This window comes from Pseudomonas sp. PA-4-8C (assembly GCF_021606625.1).
Lineage (GTDB): Bacteria > Pseudomonadota > Gammaproteobacteria > Pseudomonadales > Pseudomonadaceae > Aquipseudomonas > Aquipseudomonas lactis.
Window position 1 is genome coordinate 1 of sequence record NZ_WKCD01000328.1, and the last position, 5,558, is coordinate 5,558.

Here is a 5,558-nt window from a genome sequence, read left to right on the forward strand (position 1 = left end):
GGTTTATCCACAGGCGTAAAACTGGCCGTGCAAGAGCTGTCGATGACAGCAACCCAGGTGGCCCGAACCTTTAAGGTCACGCCGCTCTCGCGGTGGTTCCCCCCAAAAGGCGATTCGCGTCCGGCAGCTCGCCCGGTCACCTCCCCGGTGATGGATGCCTACTTCAGATCATGGCCCTCGTACGCCAGACGACACTTCCTACTTCGCTGCCCTGCAGCAACCTATCCGCTTGGCCATTTCATTGCGCCAACCTGCGCCCGTCTCTTTCTTCCGGAAAGAGACGGGCGCCCCTACCGCTGCTGCAGCCCAACTCGTACAAGGCTTTGCGGCATTTCCCCTCGTGACAATCGGCGTGACAAACACCGAAGTCACCAGCAACAGCGATGCAGATGATGGTGCCGCAGCCCACGGAATGGACTGCATCTGACTGACAGTCAGGCATGCCCCGGTCATCGCATAGCTGCCTCACCCAACTCAGGATCTCGCGGCGTCGGTCTCGTCAGCCAACGCAGCCTCCACCCGCCCACTTCCTCGGAAGTGTTCAGGAGGCCAGATCATGAAATGCCCAAGCTCCCGGCCGTAAGGAGCCGTCAGTCCCGCGTTAGCGGACAACCCTCACAGGCCGCAGGGGCCTTGATCCCTGATAACACTCAACATTCTTGGCGGGATGACGTGGGGCGAAGATCGGAGAACAGGCGATGAGGTGACCGACATGGCATTGGTGGGGAGACGCGATGGCCGCAATTTCGGCTACGGCAGGCAATTGAGCTATGCAGGATTGCAGGCCCTGAAAGATATGTTCGGCGGTGGCCATTACGGCACAGTCAAAGCACACTGTGATCGGTGGCAGGCATTTGTCAAATGGTGCCGTTCCGAACTGGGGCCCGGTATCAATGATGCGCGGCAGATTGATCTGAAGGTGTTGGCCGACTATGCGGCGCATCTGCGCGACGTAGTTGGGCGCGGTGAGCTCGCCGTCAGCACTGCACAAAACCGGATATCCAGCGTTAACAGAACCATGGCGGCGCTTCGCGGTGATCAGTGCGTGAAGTTGCCCAGCCCGAGCAAGGCGTTAGGTATGCAGCGTACCGGGGTTCGACAATCAGTGCCGCAAGGCCAAGACCGCGAACAGGTTAAGCAGATCGTCGATGCGCTTTGCCGCCATCATCAGCTACGGGCCACCGCGATCATTCTGTTGGCGCAAGCCACCGGCATGCGCTTGCGTGAGGCCATCTTGGCTGACCTGCCACGGCTAAGTCGTGAGGCTGAAGTCTTCGACAAGATCAATATCCAAGACGGCACCAAAGGCGCCCGTGCCGGTGCCTCGGCGCCACGTTGGATTGCGGCGAACGACAATGTTCGAGGTGCCATTGAGTTTGCAAGGCAAGTGTCGCCTATGGGTAGCCGCAACCTGATCGCACCCATCAAACCTATCTGAATGTCCTGCAAGAGTTCATCCGCCCTGCGCGGGACATCCTGCATGCACACAACCTGAAAGGCTTCCATGAGCTACGAGCGGCGTACGCATGTGAGCGTTATGAGCAAATCACCCAACACCGCGTGCCTATCAACGGCGGTCAATGCTGTCATTTAGATCAGCACCTTGATCGCGAGGCCCGGAGGCGAATCAGTTACGAGCTTGGGCACGGTCGGATCGACGTGGTAGCGGCCTACATTGGAGGGCGAACATGAGTAAGCCATTCGATATGGAGCTGTTCTTGGCTGGCGTGCTGACCGGCTCGCATGCGACCCGGCAACGCCATTTGCGGCAGGCGAAGCTGATTCAAGCTGAAATTGCAGAACGCTGGCAGCGCGAAACACCTTGGGCTTGGCAGAGAAAGCATGTGGCTTGGTTTCTCAGGCGTCGCCTAGGTCGTCGCAGTAAGGCAACGCGGTATTATTACTTACTGACAATAAATATGCTCATTCGTCGATTAGAAAAATCATGGACATTCAAGTGCGAAAGGAATATTTAATAATGGCTGTCAGGACTTTCAGCACATCTACCTGAGACTGCCACTGGCAAATGACAGAAAGACAAACTAAAGAAACCGGGATGGCCGATAGTTAAAATAATTGATGCCCAATTGAACTGCATCTAGCTTAGACCAACACTACGTTTGCCGACACCCCAAGACGGCAAACAATCTTGCTCAAAGTGGGCCCGACCACGTACGTTACGTCTCGCGTCTTGCCGGGCGCCTATAAAAACTAGATCATCTTCGACTATCTCAACCCAAGTCGTCTGAATTCCTTCACGACAATCGGTGAAAGCGACCGGCATTCCTGAACGACCTGGGCTTTGAATGGTTTCGGATAAGAGCTTCGTTGCTCCTGGAAATCCTGACGATAAGGGTGATCGCGTCCGCTTAAAATACGCGGACACCATCGCCCTTAAAGCTAGAGTTCGGAAGGTGAGTTCGCCGGACGCTTACACTGCACGCACCGATCCGCACATGCAGCATTACGGAATGTCCTCTAAATAGAATTATCTAATGCGTCGAGGCATAGACGCCTGAGCCTCGCTCCGGGTAGCTCTCATACACATGCTCAAACACTGCTGAGCACTTCAGGTTGTAGAGTTCGGGCGTATAGGCGCGGGGCAGGCCGAGGTCCAGTGCGTCTTCAATGGCTAACTTTAGTTGTGAGCGTGCAGTGGATTTCTGTCGCCAGTTGATAACGAGCAATTCCTTGAGGCGGGCCAGCAGTTCTCGGGCGGCCTTCTTGACCGCAGTAAGCTCTTCCGGGCTGAGGTCTGGTGCAGGACGAGTGAGGATGTCGAAGATGACCAGCTCCTCTTCGGTTACGTTCTCGCGGACATGCCGTTCCTGCTCCTGATTCAAGTTGTTGGTTAGGTCTAACAGCTCCTGATAAAGCTCTTCAATGCTGCGACTGCCGGCGTTGTAGCTCTCAATCAGCGCTTCAAATTTCTCGGCAAAGTCGGCGCGAGTGCGGTTCAGCTGGATCATTTTCTCAAGCTTGGCGCGAATCGCTGACTTGAGTTGCTCAAGGTCGGTGTTCTTATGCTTGGCTTCCTTGAAACGCTTGGCCAATGCTTCGAAGTTGATCTTTGATAGATCCAGCGCCGGCGGCCCTTGCTCGCGGATGGCATGCCCGGTGATTGAGCCATCCAGCAAGCCGTTGATGTTATTCATTACCAGCGAAATGTCAGGCGGGGTCGGGTTCAGACTGGTACGTATACATTCGGCCAGCGTCGATATGCAGGCAACACGACTGGCAAACTCCAGCGCAGACGGATCAGGTTTGACTGCCTGGTACAGCGTGCTGACTAGCCTTTCATGCGCAAAGAAGTCACGCCGCAGTGAGTCAGGTGAGATCAGTTCGTTCATTGCGTCAGCGATGCACTGCAAGCGCTCTAAGCCACCAACGGGTGTTGCCTCGATCTCATCCAATATCACGCCATGAGCGGCGCAGAATGTGGTCGCTTCAGCCACTGACCTACGCAAGTCATCAACCAGCTGCTGCTTGTCTTTGACCGGCTTCTTGCCATTTTTGCCCGCGCCGTAGATGGCCAACGCCTTTTCCAGGGAGGCGAACACATTGGCGTAATCGACGATGACACCACTGTGCTTGCCAGGGAAAACTCGGTTGGCACGCGCAATGGTCTGCATCAAAGAATGGTTTCGCATCGGCTTGTCGAGGTAGATCGTCGAGCAGCTTGGTGCGTCGAAACCGGTCAGCCACATGGCACAAACGAAGGCTATGCGCAGCGGGTCTTCGGTGTCCTTGAACTTCTCATCCAAGCCCGGATTCGACTCGTACATTCGTTTGCGATGCGGTTCGATATCCAGCCCTAAGCTCTGCATTTGCTGAATTTCGTTTTGCCCTGGTGAAACAATCAGGGCCATGTCTGTCGTGATCAGTACCTCTAAGCGTTGTTTCAGTTCGGCTGCGCGTACATCGCGTCTTGCCTGGTCTGGGGTCATTCCGCCGCTATGTGCTTGGTATGCGAGTTCACCCAGCTCTTTTTGCACCTGCGCGGTTTCAGCAGCCCAGTACTGCTTGACCTTGTCGTACATGCGCAGCGCAGTGGCTTTATCAATGCACACCACCATCGCCTTACCAACGAAGCCACGACCCAGGAAGTGCCGCACGATGTCGGCAGCCACAGTGTCCAGTCGATCATCGCGGGTGATCAGATGATATTGCCGGCCCAGCTCGCGCTCCAGCTTGGCTTCTTGGTCTGGGTCGAGTTCGGCATCTTCGATCAGTTGATAGATGTCCTCGTTCAGGTCCGGGTTAATAAGCTGTAATTCTGGCGTGCGGTTCTCGTAGAACAGCGGCACGGTGGCGCCGTCTTCGATGGACTGCTGGAAGTCGTATATCGAAACGTAATCGCCGAAGATTTCTTTGGTGCGTTCTTCGCCGGCAATCAGCGGCGTGCCGGTAAAGGCCAGGAACATCGCCTTGGGCAATGCAGAGCGCATGTTCAGCGCCAACGTGTCGTATTGGCTGCGGTGCGCCTCGTCGGTCAGCACGATCACGTCAGAGCGGTCACAGAGCAGTTCCGGCGTCTGAAACTTATGCACCAAGGTGAACACGTAGCGGTGGTTGCCACGCAGCAGTTCGCGCAAATGTGCGCCGCTGGCGGCATGGCACTCATCGCCTTCTGCCTCACTGACTGCACCCGTAGCTTTGAAGGTCTTGGCGATTTGCTCGTCCAACTCCACCCGATCGGTCACGACCACGAAGGTCCAGTTGCCGACCAGCTTGCGCAGCACCTTTTGCGCGAAGAACACCATCGAGAAGCTCTTGCCGCTGCCCTGGGTCTGCCAAAACACGCCGCCGCGACCATGGCCCAGCTTGCGTGCCTCCAGCATCGAGGTTATGGCATTGTTCACCCCTAGGAACTGGTGGTTCTGGCCGATAATCTTGACCAGTCCGGCCTTGTGTTCAGAAAACAGGGTGAAGTTCTCGACCAGATCCAGCAGGCGGCTAGGGTCGCATGTACCCCGCAGCATCACTTCCAGCGACACCCGGCGCGGCTCATCTTCGTGCTCGATACGCTTCCATCTAACCCAGCGTTCCCAGTCGGCGGTCAGCGAGCCGACCAAGCTGTCTGTGCCGTTGGAGGCAATCATCAATGCGTTAAACCAGAACAGCCCAGGAATCTGCTGTTTGTAGTGCGTCAGATTCTCGTCGAATGCAGCGCGTGCAGGCACTCCGGGCTTCTTCAGCTCGATCACCACCCAAGGTAATCCATTGACGAAGCCCACTAAGTCGGGACGGCAGGTATAGAGAGCGCCGGTCACGCTGAATTGGCTGACCAGCAGAAAGTCGTTGTTCTGCGGCTGTTCCCAGTCCACTACACGCAAGCGCTCAATCTTCTGGCCGCCGTGTTCATGGTCGGGCACGGACACCGTGATGCCTTCCTTGAGCAGTAGATAGGTCTCGCGATTGGCGGCTTCCGCAAGCATGGCGGAGCGGTCGCGGGTCAGCTCGTCAATGGCGGTGGTGATGGCTTCAGCCTGCAGCGCTGGGTTGAGCTTGCACAGCGCCGCGCGCAGGCGGGCGGCCAGAACGACCTCGCTCTTGGT

Annotated in this window: 2 protein-coding genes and 1 pseudogene; 2 read left to right on the plus strand and 1 reads right to left on the minus strand. The window is 56.5% G+C overall.

Annotation, left to right across the window (positions count from 1 at the left end; genetic code table 11):
* Positions 1-712 precede the first annotated feature (712 nt).
* Together GIW04_RS27235 and GIW04_RS27240 are read left to right on the plus strand one after the other, a co-directional pair.
* Positions 713-1,692 (plus strand): annotated as a pseudogene (locus tag GIW04_RS27235) (integrase domain-containing protein).
* Positions 1,689-1,976 (plus strand): hypothetical protein, encoded by a 288-nt coding sequence (locus GIW04_RS27240; RefSeq protein ID WP_120248824.1) that lies wholly within the window; start codon positions 1,689-1,691, stop codon positions 1,974-1,976. Before GIW04_RS27235 ends, GIW04_RS27240 begins: the two are co-directional and overlap by 4 nt.
* A gap of 516 nt (positions 1,977-2,492) precedes the next feature.
* Here GIW04_RS27240 and GIW04_RS27245 read toward each other — a convergent pair.
* A partial coding sequence (locus tag GIW04_RS27245; RefSeq protein ID WP_236479379.1) for a type I restriction endonuclease subunit R occupies positions 2,493-5,558 on the minus strand: 3,066 nt, incomplete at its 5' end.